Origin of the sequence: Streptomyces sp. NPDC021100 (genome assembly GCF_044333095.1) — a bacterium.
Classification (GTDB): Bacteria; Actinomycetota; Actinomycetes; order Streptomycetales; family Streptomycetaceae; genus Streptomyces.
Genome location: NZ_JBIRQH010000007.1, coordinates 239,411 through 256,337, shown reverse-complemented (window position 1 = coordinate 256,337; position 16,927 = coordinate 239,411). Strand labels below are relative to the sequence as shown.

15 protein-coding genes are annotated in these 16,927 nt (G+C 71.5%); 6 read left to right on the top strand and 9 right to left on the bottom strand.

Annotation, left to right across the window (positions count from 1 at the left end; genetic code table 11):
• Positions 1-376: 376 nt before the first annotated feature.
• Positions 377-2,464 carry a glycosyltransferase gene (locus tag ACH4PU_RS16555; RefSeq protein WP_398272016.1) on the bottom strand — a complete coding sequence of 696 codons (2,088 nt, stop codon included), beginning with the start codon at positions 2,462-2,464 and terminating at the stop codon, positions 377-379.
• A gap of 208 nt (positions 2,465-2,672) precedes the next feature.
• Positions 2,673-4,349, bottom strand: coding sequence for a glycoside hydrolase family 20 protein (locus ACH4PU_RS16550; protein ID WP_398272014.1), 1,677 nt, complete (start codon positions 4,347-4,349; stop codon positions 2,673-2,675).
• Between the two features lie 335 nt (positions 4,350-4,684).
• Here ACH4PU_RS16550 and sdhC point away from each other — a divergent pair, with 335 nt between their 5' ends.
• From sdhC to ACH4PU_RS16530, 4 genes are read left to right on the top strand one after another with little or no spacing between them, the layout of a single operon-like run.
• Positions 4,685-5,065, top strand: a complete 381-nt coding sequence (sdhC, locus tag ACH4PU_RS16545) for a succinate dehydrogenase, cytochrome b556 subunit (RefSeq protein WP_185941948.1) — start codon at positions 4,685-4,687, stop codon at positions 5,063-5,065.
• Between the two features lie 8 nt (positions 5,066-5,073).
• Positions 5,074-5,544, top strand: a complete 471-nt coding sequence (locus ACH4PU_RS16540) for a succinate dehydrogenase hydrophobic membrane anchor subunit (protein ID WP_398272011.1) — start codon at positions 5,074-5,076, stop codon at positions 5,542-5,544.
• A 20-nt stretch (positions 5,545-5,564) separates the two neighbouring features.
• Complete coding sequence (sdhA, locus tag ACH4PU_RS16535; protein ID WP_398272009.1) at positions 5,565-7,319, top strand: succinate dehydrogenase flavoprotein subunit; 1,755 nt, start codon at positions 5,565-5,567, stop codon at positions 7,317-7,319.
• Positions 7,319-8,077 (top strand): succinate dehydrogenase iron-sulfur subunit, encoded by a 759-nt coding sequence (locus tag ACH4PU_RS16530; protein ID WP_004944544.1) that lies wholly within the window; start codon positions 7,319-7,321, stop codon positions 8,075-8,077. Before sdhA ends, ACH4PU_RS16530 begins: the two co-directional genes overlap by 1 nt.
• Before the next feature lie 57 nt (positions 8,078-8,134).
• On the opposite strand, the gene ACH4PU_RS16525 is transcribed toward ACH4PU_RS16530, so the two are convergent.
• Positions 8,135-8,674, bottom strand: coding sequence for a PadR family transcriptional regulator (locus ACH4PU_RS16525; RefSeq protein WP_398272006.1), 540 nt, complete (start codon positions 8,672-8,674; stop codon positions 8,135-8,137).
• A gap of 104 nt (positions 8,675-8,778) precedes the next feature.
• On the opposite strand from ACH4PU_RS16525, the gene ACH4PU_RS16520 reads away from it, so the two are divergent.
• On the top strand, positions 8,779-10,020 hold the full coding sequence (locus ACH4PU_RS16520; protein ID WP_398272004.1) for an MFS transporter: 1,242 nt from the start codon (positions 8,779-8,781) through the stop codon (positions 10,018-10,020).
• Here the strand turns inward: ACH4PU_RS16520 and ACH4PU_RS16515 are convergent.
• The 4 genes from ACH4PU_RS16515 to ACH4PU_RS16500 all read right to left on the bottom strand — a co-directional run bounded on the left by ACH4PU_RS16515 (position 10,010) and on the right by ACH4PU_RS16500 (position 13,744).
• The gene (locus ACH4PU_RS16515; RefSeq protein ID WP_398272002.1) at positions 10,010-11,002 is read right to left on the bottom strand and encodes an aldo/keto reductase; all 993 of its coding nucleotides are present in this window, start codon (positions 11,000-11,002) and stop codon (positions 10,010-10,012) included. The genes ACH4PU_RS16520 and ACH4PU_RS16515 overlap by 11 nt on opposite strands.
• A 105-nt stretch (positions 11,003-11,107) precedes the next feature.
• Positions 11,108-11,539 carry an SgcJ/EcaC family oxidoreductase gene (locus ACH4PU_RS16510; RefSeq protein WP_398271999.1) on the bottom strand — a complete coding sequence of 144 codons (432 nt, stop codon included), beginning with the start codon at positions 11,537-11,539 and terminating at the stop codon, positions 11,108-11,110.
• A 243-nt stretch (positions 11,540-11,782) separates the two neighbouring features.
• Positions 11,783-13,339: an ABC transporter substrate-binding protein gene (locus tag ACH4PU_RS16505; protein WP_398271996.1), complete on the bottom strand. Its 1,557-nt coding sequence runs from the start codon at positions 13,337-13,339 to the stop codon at positions 11,783-11,785.
• 123 nt (positions 13,340-13,462) lie between these two features.
• Positions 13,463-13,744, bottom strand: a complete 282-nt coding sequence (locus ACH4PU_RS16500; RefSeq protein ID WP_185941355.1) for an SCO4848 family membrane protein — start codon at positions 13,742-13,744, stop codon at positions 13,463-13,465.
• A gap of 115 nt (positions 13,745-13,859) precedes the next feature.
• On the opposite strand from ACH4PU_RS16500, the gene ACH4PU_RS16495 reads away from it, so the two are divergent.
• Positions 13,860-15,233: a D-alanyl-D-alanine carboxypeptidase family protein gene (locus ACH4PU_RS16495; RefSeq protein WP_398272163.1), complete on the top strand. Its 1,374-nt coding sequence runs from the start codon at positions 13,860-13,862 to the stop codon at positions 15,231-15,233.
• 45 nt (positions 15,234-15,278) lie between these two features.
• On the opposite strand, the gene ACH4PU_RS16490 is transcribed toward ACH4PU_RS16495, so the two are convergent.
• Together ACH4PU_RS16490 and ACH4PU_RS16485 are read right to left on the bottom strand one after the other, a co-directional pair.
• Complete coding sequence (locus tag ACH4PU_RS16490; protein WP_398271993.1) at positions 15,279-16,169, bottom strand: YihY/virulence factor BrkB family protein; 891 nt, start codon at positions 16,167-16,169, stop codon at positions 15,279-15,281.
• Positions 16,170-16,281: 112 nt separating this feature from the next.
• Positions 16,282-16,872 carry a 2'-5' RNA ligase family protein gene (locus ACH4PU_RS16485; RefSeq protein WP_398271991.1) on the bottom strand — a complete coding sequence of 197 codons (591 nt, stop codon included), beginning with the start codon at positions 16,870-16,872 and terminating at the stop codon, positions 16,282-16,284.
• Positions 16,873-16,927 lie beyond the last annotated feature (55 nt).

Here is a 16,927-nt window from a genome sequence, read left to right as displayed (position 1 = left end):
GTGAGTCGACTGCTCGTCGGCGCCGGCCTGACGGGCGGGGCGGCGGCCGGCGGGCCGTCGCGTGCGCACCGGGCGACGCGGCCCGCACGTTACGGGCAACGGACCGTTCCCGTCCAGAAGAGGCCGGGCGCGAACGGCCGACCGGAGAGAACCGGCCACATAAAGCGCCCGGAAGGGCCCCGGCCGGGCCTCCGAGGCCCGGCCGGGGGCGGTCGACGGCCCGGACCCCCGTGCGCGGTGTGACGGAATCCGGCCGTTCGGCGCTGAGGGAAGTACGCGCCTCACCAAGGCGCGTGGCGGGCGACGGCCGCGGCCTCTCCTGTGGGGGGTGGTGGCCCGGCCGTCCCCGCGCCCGCGCCGGCGCGCGGAGCCCGCGTCAGTCCTCCCCCGCGATGTCCTTGACCGAGACCGTCAGGTCGTTCGTCACCGTGAAGAACGGCCGCAGCCGCACCCCGTCCCGGTCCGCCGCCGGGAACGTGTCGATCCCCTTGCGGTCCGCGAAGTCACCGGTCAGCCGGCCGAGCCGGACGGGAGCGGCGCCCGCGCCGGGGCGTACGTACAGGTCCCACAGGTCCTGCTCCTCGCCCCTGCGCCGCCACATCGGCTCGTACGGCAGCCGGCCCGTGCCGCCCTCCAGCGGCGCGCGGACGTCGGCCACCTCGCCGTCGGCGCCGCGGAGCCGGGCGATCAGCTCGGCGCCGTCGCGGAGCTCGACGCCATGGGCGGCGACCGTGAGGGTGACCACACCTTCCTCGGCCGCCCCCACCCGGACGTCCGTCACCTCGGCGTGCCGCTCGCGCAGCCAGGTGCGGACGGCGAGGAAGCCGTCGCTGGTCTCGTACGGGATCCAGGGCGCGACGCCGGACGGCCCGGCCTGGAGCCCCAGCCCGAGCAGGGCCTGCTGCTCGACGAGGACGGCGGTCAGCCGGCGCCGCGACTTGTCGGCCTTGCGCTCGGCGTAGCTGTCCCAGCGGCCCTCGGGCAGGGTGTGCGCGGCACGTTCGACGCGGGCCTCGGCCCAGTCGGCGCCGGGGGTCCGCCGGAGCGGGACGCGGACGGCCTCCTTGCCCTTGCTGCCGCGGTGGCGGAGCAGCACGTGGGAGTCGTCGGCGGTGAGCTGCTCGGCACGTACCCGGAAGACGAGCGAGCCGTCGGCGGCGACGGCGCAGCGTGCCTCGGGGTGGGCGGTCTCGGTGGGCGCGGAAACGGCGGGGCCGGCGGGGGCGGCCTGCTGCTTGCGGCCGCCGCCGAAGAGGCCGCGGAGCAGGCCGCCCTTCTTCGCGGGGGCGGTGCAGCCGGGGCGGAGTTCCTCGAAGAGCCGCTCGTAGCGCTGCGCGATGGCGTCGGGCTCGTAGCGGTGGGCGGCGGCGCGGGCCGCGGCGCCGAGCCGGGCGCGGAGCCCGTCGTCGCCGGTGAGCTTGAGCAGCGCCTCCGCGTAGGCGTCGACGCTGTCGGTCTCGCTCTGCGGGGAGAGCGGGACGAGGATGCCGTCGGTGCCGTCGTTGAGGATCTCACGCGGGCCGTAGGGGCAGTCGGTGGCGATCACCGGCAGTCCGGCGTGCATGGCCTCGACGATGGTCATGCCGAAGGACTCGGCGTCGGAGGCGACGGCGGCGACGGCGCCCTTGGCCCACTCGGTCTCGATGGGCGAGCGGGCGCCCATGAGGGTGATCCGCTCGTAGAGGCCCATGTCCTCGATCTGGCGGCGCAGCTTGGCCTTGGAGGTGCCGCGGCCGTAGATCCGGAGCTGCCAGTCGGGGCGCTCGTCGGCGATCTTCGCGAAGGCGTTGATGAGCCGGTCGTAGCGTTTGACGCCGACGAGCCGCCCGGCCGAGACGATGATCTTCGAGTTGCCGTCGGAGGGCGCGGCGGCGGGGGCGGGCACGGCGTTGGGGACGGACAGCACCTGTGCGCGGCGGTCGGCGGGCAGGGCGTCGCGGTAGTGGCCGGCGTCGGCCTCGGAGACGGTGACGAAGGCGTCGAGGGCGGCGATGGCCGGGTCCATGACGGCGTGCAGCTCGGGGACGTGGGCCTCGTGGGTGAGGTGCTCTTGGCCGAGGCGGAGGTAGCGGTCGCTGCCGTAACGGGCGAGGTAGCCGATGAGCTTGGGGCGCGTGGCGATGACGACGTCCGCGTCGGTGGCCGCGAGGTGGGAGGCGACGCGTTCGTCGGTGAGGGCGGTGGCGGCCATCCGGCCGTTGTCGATGCGCTCGTCGCGGAAGATCTCGCTGGGCCGCTGGTTGAGGGGTGCCGCGTACTCGTCGCCGTCCGTGCCCTCGCGCAGGTCGACGAGGGGGGTCAGCCGGACGCGCGGGTCGATCGTGAGCTCGGGCTCGTCCACGGGCCGGTTGACGCTGATGATGCGGACCTCGTGCCGGTCGGCGAGAGCGGTGGCGAGGTTGACGGTCGAACGGATGGTTCCGCCGATGCCGTACGCATTGTGCAGCAGGAATTCGATCTTCATCCGGGCCCTCGTTCAGTGCGATGGGCGCGCGAGCGCGCACGTCCGCCGTGGACAGCTGCGCCGCGCACCGGCCGATGCCTTCCGCTTGGACAACGACCGGACGCCGCGCATGGTTCAACCCGGAGGCTAGCCCGCTTTGGAGGTGTGTGGGGAGCGCTCGCTCCCAGGTTCTGGCAAACCGGTCGAAAGCCCACCCGGCGCCGGGACTTCAGCCCCCTCGGACGGCGGTGTACAGGGTGCCGAACTCCTGCCAGGGCAGCTTCGGCGGGCGGGGGTCCCACAGCCGCTGGGAGACGGCGGCCAGCGGCAGCCGGATTCCGTTTGCCACCTGGTCGGGGGTCTGGGCGTCGGGGTGGTCGCACCAGACGGCGAACCGGCCGCCCGGCACCCGGCGCGGGTCCGCCGTCCCGGCCGCCACGGGCGCGGTGCCGCGCAGCACGGCCGGGGACCACTCCTTGTAGATCAGCTCGCCGGTGGGGTAGCGGAACTCGTTCGGTTCCCCGAGCACGTAGTAGAGGTACTGGTCGTTGAGGTTGACGACCGTGCGTCCCTCGTTCAGGTATTCCTGCGGGTCCCGGGCGCCGAGCTCGCGGCCGGTCCAGTACTCGACCTCGATCCCCTGGTCGGGGGCGACGAGGCCGCCGCGGAGGAAGCCGTCGTTCCACGCCTTGGCCTTCTTGCCGAGGGAGCGGACGACCGCGGCCCGGTCGTTGAGCCAGGCGGTGGCCAGGTCCTGCACCCGGCCCTGCGAGCCGTAGCGCTGCCGGGCGAGGTCGGCGAGGTGCGGGTAGGAGCCCTGCGGGTCGCGGGCCATCAGGGCGCGGTACTCGTCCGCCCCCAGGTGCCAGTACGGGCCGGGGAAGAGGGGGGTGAACTCGCGCAGCAGGTCGTCCACGATCTTCGCCGCGCCCGGCAGGGAGATGTCGACGGCGCCCCGGGAGGGGGTGCCGGTGGCGTCCCTGAGCTGGAGGTCCGGGTGGGCCTTGAGGACGGCGCCGAGGTGGCCGGGCGAGTCGATCTCGGGGATGACGGTGATGTGCAGTGAGGTGGCGAGGGCGACGATGCGGCGGACCTCGGCCTTGGTGAGGTGCTCCGGGGAGACGATCTCGGGGTGGCTCGCGCTCTCGACGCGGAAGCCCTGGTCGTCGGAGAAGTGCAGGCCGAGCTGGTTGAGCTTGAGGTCGGCCATCTCGCGCAGCCGGGCCTCGATCCACTCGGCGGTGAAGTGCTTGCGCGCGATGTCGAGCTGCAGGCCGCGCTGCGGCCGGTCGGGGGCGTCGGCGATGACCCCCTCGGGGAGGCCGCCGCCGGAGCGGACGGACTGGACGAGGGTGCGGGTGCCGTAGAAGGCGCCGGCCTCGTCGGGGGCGGTGATGAGGACCCTGCCGTCGCGGGTGGTCAGCTCGTAGCTCTCGGGGCCGCCGCGCTGGCCGGGGCGGAGGGCGAGTTCGACGTCGCCGGCGCGGGCCGGTCCGGGGGCGATGGTGACCTTGAGCTCGCCGGCCAGCAGCCGGGCCTCGTCGGCGAGGGGCCCGTCGGGGTCGGTGACGACGCGGACGGCGGAGGAGGGCCGCCAGCCGGGGCCGCCGCGGGCGGTGAAGGAGCGGACGGCCGGGACGGTGCGCGGCATCCCGGTGACGGGCGTGACCTGGGTGGCGGAGGAGGGCGCCGCCGCCTGGGTGGAGCGGTCGTCGTCCCGCCCGGCGCTCCGGCCGGAGGACCCGGAGGACGCGACTCCGCCGTCGTGGGCGCAGCCGGTGGCGGCCGGCAGGGCGACCGCGGCGAGGAGCGCGAGGACGGCGTACGGCCGGCGGGGCGCGACACGCCTGGGCCGCCCGAAAAGGACGACACGGGCGATACGGGTGATTCTGACAGGCAGTCCCATGGAGCAAAACCTCCCAATCGCGGAAAAGATAGTTCTTTCCGCCGCCGACAGCCTCGAATGCCCGCCCGAAAACTCTCTCTTATGGGTGAATTACGGACACCGAACCAGGGCCATTCGGCCAACCATGGACCCCCATGCGGCTCTCGTCCACCACCGCCGACCCGTACATGCCAGTTTGATCACACCAGACCGACCCCGCGCGACCGAACCGACAAGGCGTCGCTACGATGGCCAGGGCCGGTGGACCGTACCCGGCCGGGCCCGACCGACAGTGCAGTCCTGACTGGGTTACAAGCTGGCGGCCGCCCCCAATCCCCGCTCCCGGAGGGTTTTCCGTGCCGGCTGGAACGCTGTACCGCGGCCGGGAAGGCATGTGGTCCTGGGTGGCTCACCGAGTCACCGGCGTCCTCATTTTCTTCTTCCTGTTCGTGCACGTCCTGGACACCGCTCTCGTCCGCGTCTCCCCGGAGGCGTACGACGACGTCGTCGCGACGTACAAGACACCCGTCGTCAATGTGATGGAGTACGGCCTCGTCGCCGCCATCCTCTTCCACGCGCTCAACGGCCTCCGCGTCATCGCGGTGGACTTCTGGTCCAAGGGCCCGCGGTACCAGAAGCAGATGCTGTGGACCGTCGTGGGCGTCTGGATCGTCCTGATGGCCGGCGCCTTCTACCCCGTGCTCAGCCACACGCTGCACACGCTGTTCGGGAGCTGACGCTAGACATGTCCGCTGAAACCACCCCCGCGACCGCCGAAGGCGTCTCCCTCTACGACGTCGACAACCCGGCGCCGGTCATCGAGGCGCCGCGCAAGCGCACCAAGAAGACGCCGAAGGCGACCCGCACCAACTTCGAGCTGTACGGCTGGCTGTTCATGCGGCTGTCCGGCATCGTGCTCGTCGTCCTGGTCCTGGGCCACCTCCTGATCCAGCTGGTGCTGGACGGCGGTGTCACCAAGGTCGGCTTCGCCTTCGTGGCCGGCCGCTGGGCCTCGCCGTTCTGGCAGGCGTGGGACCTGATCATGCTGTGGCTCGCCATGCTGCACGGCGCCAACGGCCTCCGTACGGTCATCAACGACTACGCGGAGCGGGACACCACCCGCTTCTGGCTGAAGATGCTGCTGTACACCGCCACGGTGTTCACCGTCCTGCTGGGCACGCTGGTGATCTTCACCTTCGACCCGAACATCCGCTAGAGCCCGGGGCTGACGCGACCATGAAGATCCACAAGTACGACACCGTCATCGTCGGCGCCGGTGGCGCCGGCATGCGCGCGGCCATCGAGGCGACCAAGCGCAGCCGCACCGCGGTGCTCACCAAGCTGTACCCCACCCGCTCCCACACCGGCGCGGCCCAGGGCGGCATGGCCGCCGCCCTCGCCAACGTCGAGGAGGACAACTGGGAGTGGCACACCTTCGACACGGTCAAGGGCGGTGACTACCTGGTCGACCAGGACGCCGCCGAGATCCTGGCGAAGGAGGCCATCGACGCGGTCCTCGACCTGGAGAAGATGGGCCTGCCGTTCAACCGCACCCCGGACGGCACCATCGACCAGCGCCGCTTCGGCGGTCACTCGCGCAACCACGGCGAGGCCCCGGTCCGCCGGTCCTGCTACGCCGCGGACCGCACCGGCCACATGATCCTCCAGACGCTGTACCAGAACTGCGTCAAGGAGGGCGTGGAGTTCTTCAACGAGTTCTACGTCCTGGACCAGCTGATCACCGAGGTGGACGGCGTCAAGAAGTCCGCCGGTGTGGTCGCCTACGAGCTGGCCACCGGCGAGCTCCACGTCTTCCAGGCCAAGTCGGTCATCTACGCCTCCGGCGGCACCGGCAAGTTCTTCAAGGTGACCTCCAACGCGCACACCCTGACCGGTGACGGCCAGGCCGCCTGCTACCGGCGCGGCCTGCCGCTGGAGGACATGGAGTTCTTCCAGTTCCACCCGACGGGCATCTGGCGCATGGGCATCCTGCTGACGGAGGGCGCCCGTGGTGAGGGCGGCATCCTCCGCAACAAGGACGGCGAGCGCTTCATGGAGAAGTACGCGCCGGTCATGAAGGACCTCGCGTCCCGTGACGTCGTCTCGCGCTCCATCTACACGGAGATCCGCGAGGGCCGCGGCTGCGGTCCCGAGGGCGATCACGTCTACCTGGACCTGACGCACCTGCCTCCGGAGCAGTTGGACGCCAAGCTGCCGGACATCACCGAGTTCGCGCGCACCTACCTCGGCATCGAGCCCTACACGGACCCGATCCCGATCCAGCCCACCGCGCACTACGCCATGGGCGGCATCCCGACCAACGTCGAGGGCGAGGTGCTGGCCGACAACGACACCGTCGTGCCGGGCCTGTACGCCGCCGGCGAGGTCGCCTGCGTCTCCGTCCACGGCGCCAACCGCCTGGGCACCAACTCGCTGCTGGACATCAACGTCTTCGGCAAGCGCGCGGGCATCGCCGCCGCCGAGTACGCGCACAAGGCCGACTTCGTCGAGCTGCCGGAGGACCCGGCCGCGCTCGTCAAGGAGCAGGTCGAGCGGCTGCGCGAGTCCACGGGCAGCGAGCGGGTCGCCGAGCTCCGCAAGGAGCTGCAGGAGACCATGGACGCCAACGTCATGGTCTTCCGCACCGAGCAGACCATCAAGACGGCCGTCGAGAAGATCGCCGAGCTGCGCAAGCGCTACAAGAACGTGTCCATCCAGGACAAGGGCAAGCGCTTCAACACCGACCTGCTGGAGGCCATCGAGCTGGGCAACCTGCTCGACCTGGCCGAGGTCATGGCGGTCTCCGCACTCGCGCGGAAGGAGTCCCGCGGCGGTCACTACCGCGAGGACTACCCCAACCGCGACGACGTCAACTTCATGCGCCACACCATGGCGTACCGCGAGGTCGACGCGGACGGCAGGGATTCGATCCGGCTCGACTACAAGCCGGTCGTGCAGACCCGCTACCAGCCCATGGAGCGTAAGTACTGATGAGCACCGCGATCGAAGACAAGGTGGAGGCCGCGAGCAAGGCCTCTCCCTACATCACGGTCACCTTCCGCGTCCGCCGGTTCAACCCGGAGGTCTCCGCCGAGGCGACCTGGCAGGACTTCGAGGTCGAGATCGACCCGAAGGAGCGCGTGCTCGACGGTCTGCACAAGATCAAGTGGGACCTGGACGGTTCGCTGACCTTCCGCCGGTCCTGCGCCCACGGCATCTGCGGCTCCGACGCCATGCGCATCAACGGCCGCAACCGCCTCGCGTGCAAGACCCTGATCAAGGACATCAACCCGGACAAGCCGATCACGGTGGAGCCCATCAAGGGCCTCACGGTCCTGAAGGACCTCGTGGTCGACATGGAGCCCTTCTTCCAGGCGTACCGGGACGTGATGCCCTTCCTGATCACCAAGGGCAACGAGCCGACGCGCGAGCGCCTGCAGTCCGCCGAGGACCGCGAGCGCTTCGACGACACCACCAAGTGCATCCTGTGCGCCGCGTGCACGTCCTCGTGCCCGGTGTTCTGGAACGACGGCCAGTACTTCGGCCCGGCGGCGATCGTCAACGCGCACCGCTTCATCTTCGACTCGCGTGACGAGGCCGGGGAGCAGCGGCTGGAGATCCTGAACGACAAGGACGGCGTCTGGCGCTGCCGGACCACCTTCAACTGCACCGACGCCTGCCCGCGCGGCATCGAGGTGACGAAGGCGATCCAGGAGGTCAAGCGAGCGCTGATCACGCGCCGCTTCTGATCCCCGCCGTACGTACGAAGGGCCCCCGCTCCTCCCGGAGCGGGGGCCCTTCGGCGTTCACCCCGGCCGTTCCAGCTCCGCGATCGTCTCCTCCAGCCAGGCCAGTTCGGCGCGGGAGGTGGCGCGGGCGATGGTGAGGACGCCGCGCCGGAACGGGTCGTCCACGTCCTCGACGCCCAGCGGCCGCTCGCCGTCGTAGAAGAAGCTGCTCGGCTCGCGGAGGAACGCCAGCCGCCGGCGCAGCACTTCCGCCTGTGCCTGCCGGTCCGGCAGGTGGCGGAGGAAGGCGAGGAGCACGAACCAGCGGTTCTCGTCCGTGACGAACGGGTCGTCGGGCCGGCGCAGCCGCTCCAGGAACGTCCGCCGACCCTCCTCCGTCAGGCTGAGCATGTGCCGGGGCGCCGCCACCACTCCCTGTCGCGACTCGCGGACGAGCAGTCCGGCCGTCTCCATGCGCTTGATCGCCGGGTACAGGGTGCCGTGGCTGATCGCCTTGACGTGACCGGTGAGACGGGCGATGCGGGTGCGCAGCTCATAGCCGTGCAGGGGTTCCTCGTGGAGGAACCCCTGGATGGCGAGATCCAACAGGCTTGACATGGACAGAGAGCATATCCCTAGACTCCGAGATAGGTCGTTTCGACACATGGCGTTTCGACCTACTCAGGGAGGGAGTACCACCGTTGCCATCCGCCTCGTCACCCTTGTCCACCCCACCGCGCGACCGGTCCACGGCACCGCCGCCCGGCCCCGCGGCCGTTCCGGTCATGGCCCTGTCGGCGCTCGCGTTCGCCGCCTTCGCCCTCTGCTCCGCCGAATTCGCCCTCGTGGGGCTGCTGTTGGACGTGTCACGGGACCTGCGGGTCCCGGTGGCCACCGCCGGGCAGCTGCTCAGCGCGTACGCCCTGGTCGTCGCCGTCGGCGGCCCGGCCGTCACGGCCCTCACCGCGCGCGTGGCACCGCGGACCCTGGCGGCGGTGCTGCTGGCGGTCTTCGCCGGGGCCAACGTGCTGTGCGCGCTCGCCCCCTCGTTCTCACTGCTGATGGCCGCGCGGACGCTGGGCGCCCTGACGCACAGCACCTTCGCCGCGGTCTGCGTGCTCATCGCCGTCCGGATCTCACCGCCCGGCCGCCAGGGGACGGCGATCGCCTGGGTGTCCGGCGGGCTGGGGCTGGCGACGGTGCTCGGCGGGCCGATCGGCACGGCCGTCGGCCAGCAGTGGGGCTGGCGCGCGACGTTCTGGTGCGTGACGGCCGCGGCGGCGCTGGCGTTCGCGGCCGTGCTGATCCTCGTGCCGCGCCCGGCGACCCGGGTTCCGGAGGGTGCGAAGGCCGCCGGGGCCGGCGTCCTCAAGCGGCCTCAGGTGCTCTGCGCCCTGGCCGTCACCGCCGTCTCGCAGGCCGGCTGGTTCCTGCTCTACAGCTACATCGCCCCCCTGCTGCGACAGGCGGCGGGGTTCGGGGCCACCGCCACGACCGTTCTGCTGTTCCTCTTCGGCCTGGGCGGGTTCGCGGGCAACGCGGTCGGCGGGCGGTGTGCGGACCGATCGCTGCGCGGCACCCTGGTGGGCGCGCTCGCGGTGCTCGCGGGGGCACTCGCGCTGGTCAGCGCCGTCGCCCACGTCAAGGGCGCGGTCCCCGGGGCGGTCCTGCTGATCGGGGCGGCCTCCGGCGCCCTGGTGCCCGCGCTGCAGTCCTGGGTGCTCGGCGCGGCGGGCGGCGGCTCGGCCCTGGCCGTGGCCGCCAACACCTCGGCCTTCAATCTGGGCAACGCGGCCGGTTCATGGGGCGGTTCGCGCCTGCTCGCGGGCGGCACGGACGTCACCGCGCTGGGCTGGGCGGGCGCCGTGGTGGTGACGGCGGCGCTCGCCGGGACGGCCGTCGCCCTCCGGCGGCGCGGACGGCGGCCCACGGAGGCCGCCGCCCGGCCGACCGTCAGCCGTTGACGAAGGTCAGGCTGGTGTCGTCGTACCGCGAGCCGGCGACCGCCTCGGCCGGGGCCGCCGCGTCGATGGCGGCGAGGTCGTCCGCGGAGAGGGCGAGGCCGGCGGCGGCGACGTTCTCCGCCAGGTACTTCTCGCGGCGGGTGCCCGGGATCGGGACGACGTCGTCGCCACGGTGCTGGACCCAGGCGAGGGCCAGCTGGCCGGCGGTGACGCCGCGGCCGGCGGCCAGCGCCTCCAGCCGCTCGACGATGGCCAGGTTCTTCTCCAGGTTGCCGTCGGCGAAGCGCGGCTGGGTGCGCCGGATGTCCGTCTGCTCCAGCGTGTCCACCGAGGTGTAGCGGCCGGTGAGGAAGCCGCGGCCGAGGGGCGAGAACGGGACGATGCCGATGCCGAGTTCGCGGCAGACGGGCAGCACCTCGGCCTCGATGTCGCGGGTCCAGAGCGACCACTCGCTCTGCAGCGCGGCGATCGGGTGGACGGCGTGCGCCCGCCGGATGGTGGCGGCGCTCGCCTCGGAGAGGCCGAGGTGGCGCACCTTGCCCTCCGCCACCAGCTCGGCCATCGCCCCGACGGTCTCCTCGATGGGCACGTTCCGGTCGACCCGGTGCGCGTAGTAGAGGTCGATGTGGTCGAGGCCGAGGCGGCGCAGCGACGCCTCGCACGCCTGCCGGACGTACGCCGCGTCGCCGCGGATCACGGTGGGCTCGCCCAGCCGGTTGGCGAAGCCGAACTTGGTGGCCACGACGGCCTGTTCGCGCCGCCCGGGGGTGGCGAGAGCCCGGCCGACCAGCTCCTCGTTGGCGCCGTTGCCATAGAAGTCGGAGGTGTCGAGGAGGGTGACGCCCAGGTCGAGGGCCCGGTGCAGGGTGGCGATCGACTGGTCGTCGTCCGCCGCGCCGTACGCGTGGCTCATGCCCATGCAGCCGAGGCCCTGGGCGCCGACCGTGAGTCCGCCGAGTCGTCGGGTGGGAATACTGGTCATAACCGGTGCCTCCTGGGGCGGTTGTGCTGCGCTGTCGTGTCAGACGTTAGGAGTTCGAGCCCACTCGAAGTCAAGCGCCCGGCACCAGGAGGCCCAGGGAATGGTTCAGTCCGTGGTCGGATCGGTGAGGAAACCGTTCATCCCGGCGATGATCTTCCAGCCGTCCTCCTCCTTCGAGATGACGTAGAGCGGCGCGCCCTTGGCGCCCTCGACGGGGTCGCCCTCCGGTGAGACCGGCGTCTGGACGACGTTGACGGCGATCACTTCGGGCCGGATGGCGAACATCCGGACGACGTCGTAGCGGACCGGCTGGTCCGGCAGGACGGGGAACACCTTGCGGGAGAGCTCGGTGATCTCCTCGCGGCCGGTGAGGCGCTTGCCCATGGCGTTGGTCCAGGTGGCGTGCCGTGCGTAGCAGCCGGCCAGGGCCGTGGCGTCCTTGGCGTTGAACGCGTCCTGGAGGGAGCGGACGACGTCGCGTACGGCGATGGCGACATCGGCGGGGACGACGTCGTGGAATTCGCTGATCGTTGCCATGGTGAATACCGCTTTCTTGCCTTGTTCCGGGCTCCGGCCCGTCCGGGCCGATGTCCCCCACTCAACAACCTCAACTCCGGTCGAGGTCAAGCCGGGTGGGACGAGCGCGGCGGAAGCCGACCTTCCGAGGGTGCGGCCGGCAGAGCGGAGGCCGACAGTCCGCCGCCGGGCGGCAATCCGCCGGCCGGCGGCGGGATTTGTGAGGTGGCGGCGGAGTTTGTCAGGTGGGGACGGGCCGGGCGGTCAGATCCGGCCCAGGCGCCAGAGCCGCCACAGCCCTGATCCGTCGATCAGGTACTGCGCACCCGAGATGGACTCCTTGCTCAGCATGTATTCCTTCTTCTGCCACAGCGGCACCAGCGGTACGTCCTCGGCGATGATCTTCTGGATGTCCCGGTAGGCGTCCGTGCTCCCTTCGCGGCGCCCGCTCTGCCGGGCTTCGCGGATCAGCTTCTCGACGCGGTCGTTGGCGTAGCCCGAGTACAGGTTGTTGGCCTTGCCCACGAGCGGGCTGGTGAAGGTGTCGGCGTCCGGGTAGTCCGCGAGCCAGCCCATGACGTACGCGTCGTAGTCCCCGCGCGCCCGGCCCTTCTGGAACTCCGTCCACTCCACGTACTTCGTGTCGATCCGGAACAGCCCCGTCGACTCCAGCTGCTTCTTGATGAGGGCCGTCTCCTCGTGGGTGGACACGCCCTTGGAGAAGGCCAGGGTGAAGTGGACCGGGGCGGTCAGCCCCGCGGAACGGAGCAGGCGGCGCGCGGCGTCCGGGTCCGGCTTCGGGTAGCGGTCGTAGAAGGACGTCGAATGCCCGAAGACGCCTTGCGGGATCAGGGAGTAGAGCGGTTCGACCGTGCGCTGGTGGACATCCCGCGCGATGGCCACCCGGTCGACCACCGACGCGACAGCACGGCGCACCGCCGCGTCCTTCACGGGGGCGCTCTTCAGGTTGAAGACCAGGAAGCGGGTCCCCGACGAAGTGGTCTCCGAGACCCTGAAGTCGTTCTCCCTGAGCGAGAGCGCCGACAGGGCCGCGGCCGGCATGTCGCGCGACGCGACATCGACCTTCGAGGCGTCCCAGGCGTTCTTGAGCTGCTGCGGCTCGGCGAAGTAGCGGACGGTGACCGGGTCGGCGGCCCCCTTGTTCGCGCCCCGGTAGTGCTTGTTGGGCGTCAACTCGGCGGTGTCGTCCCGCGCGTAGCGCTTGAGCCGGTACGGGCCGGAGCCATCCACTTCGTCCCCCGTTCGGATCTTGTCCGCCGGGTAGACCCGGCTGTCCACGATCGACCCCAGCCCCGAAGCGATCTTGGAGGGAAAGATGGCGTCCGGCGTCCGCAGATGGAAAGTGACCTTGAAGTCGCCATCCGTCTCGACCGACTTCAGGGTTTCGAGCAGGTCCGCCGGGCCCTCCTCCGCCTTGATGCGCAGGATTCTGTCGAACGAGAACTTGACGTCGGCGGCCGTCAGAGGGTGCCCGTTGGAGAACTTCAGCCCCGACCGCAGCGTGCAGGCGTACGTCTGGCGGCGCTCGTCCTGGAACCCGCAGCTCTTGGCGGCGTCGGGCGTCGGCTTGTCGCTGCCCGGCGTGAAGGTCAGCAAGGACTGGTAGATGTTGCCGAAAAGCGACCACGAGCCGGCGTCGTAGACAGCGGCCGGATCCAGTCCGGTGACCCGGTCCGTGGTGCCGACGACGATCGGTTCCTCCCCTCCGTCGCCCGACGAACAGCCGCTCAACCCCACCGACATCAGCGCCAACGCCGCCACAACGACCTTGCTGCGGCTTCGCCTCCGGACCCCACGCATGGCTGCGCCCCCTTTCCGTGACGCGGCTCACCTAAACACACGAACGCGCGTACGTCCGGGGAATCGGCCAAGTGATCGACTTACGGGGCCGACAGGCTGTCAGGGGCCATGCCCGGGGAACCGCTATGAGGTGCGACGCAACGCCCTGACACCACGCAACCCGATGAGGCCGATGACCGTCCCCAGAAGAAATGAGGTGACCGCCAGCAGCAGATGCACCCAGAAGTACGCGGTCGGCTCGCCCGCGTCGTCGAAGGCGAGCCCGCTCCCGTCTTTCCAGAGATTCTTTGCGAAAGTGATCCAGATGAACCAGCTCCATACGCCGAAGGCGAGCAGGAACCAGGAGACGGGGCGGGAGAGGGACGCGGGGGTGCGAGGGGCTGTCGAGCCGGAGGGATTCACCATGGGTTTCAGTATGCGATCCGGAGCACGCACTGGTCCTATCGGGTCCTCGGCGGAAGCCAGGGCCACCGGCTCGTCGTCGGGGAGCGGGCGGAACGGTACGTTCACCGGCGTGCCGATGACGACATCACCGAACGCGACGCGCTGCTCAGCGACGGCCCGCCGCCGTGGCGCGGCCCTCGTGGCCGCCTCCGCCTCGTTCCTGCTCCCCCTGGCCGCCGCGGCGCCGGCGCTCGCGGCCCCACCCGCCCCTCACCCCCCTTCTTCCAGCCATACCCCGTCCGCCCCCGGGGGCCCGAGCGCGCACCCCGGAGGGACGCCGAGCGGGAAACCGAGCGGAACACCGGCCGACGGCAAGGGCCGGCCGCCCAAACAGCCCCCGGTGAAGATGTCCGAGGTCGGCGGCGAGCTGCTGGGCAGGCCGGGTGTCCAGGTGCTGCGCGGGCCGGGCGCGCCCGAGCTGCCGAAGGACCTGAGCGGGGACGCCTGGCTGATCGCCGACGCCGAGACCGGCGAAGTGCTGGCGGCGAAGAACGCCCACTGGCGGCTGGCGCCGGCCTCCACGCTGAAGATGCTCTTCGCCGACACCCTGCTGCCCAAGTTTCCCAAGGAGCAGCGGCACAAGGTGGTCCCCGCGGACCTGGAGGGCATGGGCGAGGGCAGCAGCCAGGTCGGGCTGAAGGAAGATTCGACGTATACCGTCGAGGAACTCTGGCTCGGGGTCTTCCTCCGCTCGGGCAACGACGCGGTGCACGTGCTGTCCGCCATGAACGGCGGTGTGCAGCAGACCGTCCGGGACATGCAGGCGCACGCCGAGGAGCTCCAGGCCAACGACACGCACGTCGTCACCCCCGACGGCTACGACGCCGACGGGCAGGTCTCCAGCGCGTACGACCTCACGCTGTTCGCCCGCTCCGGCCTCCAGAAGCAGGACTTCCGGAAGTACTGCTCGACCGCCACCGCCCAGTTCCCCGGCGAGGAGCGGAAGGACGGAAAGCGGGAGACGTTCGGCATCCAGAACACCAACCGGCTGCTCACCGGCCAGGGCGTGCCCTTCTACAAGGGGATCGCCGGGGTGAAGAACGGGTCCACGACCAACGCCGGGAACACCTTCACCGGCGTCGCCCAGCACGGTGACCACAAGCTCCTGGTGACCGTGATGAACCCGGAGACCAAGGAGCCCAACGAGGTCTACAAGGAGGCGGCGCACCTGCTGGACTGGGGTTTCGAGGCGACTGGCCATGTCAAGCCGGTCGGCACGCTCGTCGCGCCGCTGAACGCGCCCGGCAAGGACGGCGGGAAGGCCGGGGGCCAGTCCGGCGACAAGGCGCAGGCGTCGGTCGCCGGGTCGTCCGGCTCGGGCGGCGGCGGGATGTGGACGGCCGTGGGGATCACCGGCGCCTCGGTGGTGGCGCTGGCCGCGGCGGCGTACGTGGTGCACCGCAGGTGGCCGCTGCCGGACCTGGCCAAGCGGCGGGGCGGCCGGTCCTGAACCTCTTCGACGGGCGCCGCCCGGCCTCCCGGCCGGAGGCGCCCGTCACTCGTGCGAGCCCTCCGCCAGCAGGTCCGCGCCGGCCTTGTCGTGCCGCGTGGTGGCCGTCCAGGCGGCGCAGAACAGCAGCAGCTTGGCGATGAAGTTGATCCACAGCAGCAGGGCGATCGGGGTGCCGAACGCGCCGTACATGCTCTTGGCCGCCACCCCGCTCAGATAGCCGCCGATCACCAGCTTGAGCGCCTCCAGGCCGACCGCGCCGAGCAGCGCGGCGATCACCAGGGTGCGGGGGGCGGGCTGGACGCGGGGCAGCCGGGTGAGGACGTAGAGCAGCAGGAGGAAGTCGGCGAGCACGGCGGCGCAGAACCCGGCGGCGGTGAGCAGGGCACCGCCGGCACCGGCGGTGGGCAGGCCGGTCTTGTCCGCCGACCAGGTGACGGCCGTCGTGGCGAACGTCGAGCAGCCGAGGGACAGCAGGGTCGCCCCGCCGAGGCCGAGCAGCACCCCCGCGTCCCTGAGCCGCAGCAGGAACGGGTTGCCCGGGCTCTCCTCCAGCTCCCACACGGCCCGCAGGCACTCGCGCAGGGTGCCGATCCAGTTGACGCCGGTGAACAGCAGCAGGGCACCGGCCACGACGCCGACCGTGCCGGCGTTGTCCACCAGCGAGCCGATGTCGAGCGAGTTGGAGATGCCGGGCACCTGCTCGGCGAGCTTCTGCTCCAGGTCCTGCACCTGTTTGTCGCTGAGTATCGCGGCGGCGACGGCCGCGCCCAGGGTGAGCAGCGGGAACAGGGCGACGAAACTGGTGAAGGTGATCGCCGCGGCGAGCCGCGTCCACTTCACGCGGTCCAGGGTCTCGTACGAGCGCCACGCGTGCGTCCGCATCAGCCGGGCCGCGGCGGGCCCGACCACCGGCAGCCGGATCAACCAGTCCATGATCCACGTCTACCCCATGCGGGCGCCGCCCACCGCCCGGAGGGGTGCGCGTCAGGGCGCACTCGCGGGGTGCGCGCCGGAGCGGACTCCGGTGAGCCCGCGCCGCCGGCGCTCAGCGGGAGGCGGCCGGCGGCCGGGACGCGCCCGTCTGGCGGGGCAGGGCGGCCGGGACGGGGCCCGGCCGGCCGAAGGGGTACTCGCGGTCGAGCCGCCAGACGCCGTCGGCCCCCTGCTCGTACAGGGCGAAGCCGTCGATCGTCCAGGCCGCCTCGTAGTCCGCCAGCTCCTCGTAGGCCCGGTCCATGGCCTCCTCGGCGATACCGTGGGCGACCGTCACGTGCGGGTGGTACGGGAACTGGAGCTCGCGGGCCAGCGGACCGGACGCGTCCCGGATCCGCTTCTGCAGCCAGGAGCAGGCGGCGGAGCCCTCCACCACGTTGACGAAGACCACCGGCGAGAGCGGGCGGAAGGTGCCCGTCCCGGACAGCCGCATGGGGAACGGGCGGCCGGCCGCGGCGACCTCGGCGAGGAACGCCTCGATCACGGGGAGCGACGACGCCTCGACCTCGGTGGGCGGGAGGAGGGTGACGTGGGTGGGGATGCCGTGCGCGTGGGGGTCCCCGAAACCCTCGCGGCGCTTCTGGAGGAAGCTGCCGTACGGCTCCGGGACCGCGATCGAAACGCCGAGCGTTACGGTCCCCATCGAGTTCTCCCTCCTGTGCGCCTGTAGGTCCCCGTGGTCAGTGTGGCGGCTGCGC